General features: G+C 44.4%; 1 pseudogene. It reads right to left on the minus strand.

The features are described from left to right. Positions 1-753 (minus strand): annotated as a pseudogene (locus R8N28_RS26335) (diguanylate phosphodiesterase); the annotation flags it as partial. Positions 754-1125 lie beyond the last annotated feature (372 nt).

The raw sequence follows: 1125 nt of genomic DNA on the forward strand, positions 1-1125 counted from the left end.
GCCAGCTTGCCAAGCAGCCATGTTGGCTTCGGTCGCAGCGTATATCTGCTGCTTGATGGCAAACAACATGTTGTGAGCATTGATGCCTGTCGCCCCTAGCAACCCCAAAACGGTTTGATAGATTAAACCGCCTTCAAGCGTTAAAGGATCGACGCCGATACTGCGCACTGCGCCACTAAACCACACCATGATCGCCGCAGTGACGTGAGACAGGCTTACCGCGACAAGAACAAATACGAAAAAGTGCAAAACGTCTTTAAACAGCCGAGAAGTAAAGTCCAGTGCTTGGGGTTCAAGCAATTGAATTCTCAAATGTTTGCAGTACAAATACGACATCATGGCGCTGATCAGCGCCAACAGAGAGTTATTGGGCAACGTATACGTGGCGGATAGGCTTTCATTTTCTATCGACACCAAATAAAACATGATCAGCGAATAAATGATAAGCACCCCGCTCGATACATTGGCTTTGTGCGACAAATAATATGCAGCAACCACGCAAAATGCCGTGGGATATAGGTTGATCAAAATGTCGGAAAGGTGGAAAAGCAGTAAGGAAACATCCCCCAAGCCCGCCACTCGAAATGCGTGACCAAGTAGAATAGCCAGCGCGTTGGATAATGTCAGTGGGAGAAGCAGTAACGCGATTGAAGCTAAGTCTGTTAAGTAAGATTTAGACCCAGCTCGCCATTGCTCTGCGATTACAGCCAGACGCTGAAAAGGGGCAAAGAAGAGTTCGCGGCGAGTTTGCATGGAGAGTTCTTTTGTAAAGTAGTTATCTTCAACTGCAGAAAATGCAGCCGTTAATACAACAGCCGAAACTCAGGCAAACATTGTTGATGGGTAATGTCGTTTTTCGTATTAAGGTCAAACAATGGGTACTAAATGCCAATAACAGCACGGAAAAGTTGCCAACTTAATTTAGCGACTATACATCGCTCGAGCCAATGAGAGTATTGGCCTTCACGACCAACAAAAAGCATATATAATTTGTGGTTATTCCAAAAATTACCACTTACTCATAAAGCTCATTTATTCCTCTTTTTATATAACTTTCGATGAACAACTTAGTAATAATGCTATGCACAAGCAAACAGCAAAGCATGCCATCCACATACTTTGCCG

This window comes from Vibrio sp. Vb1554 (genome assembly GCF_033344235.1).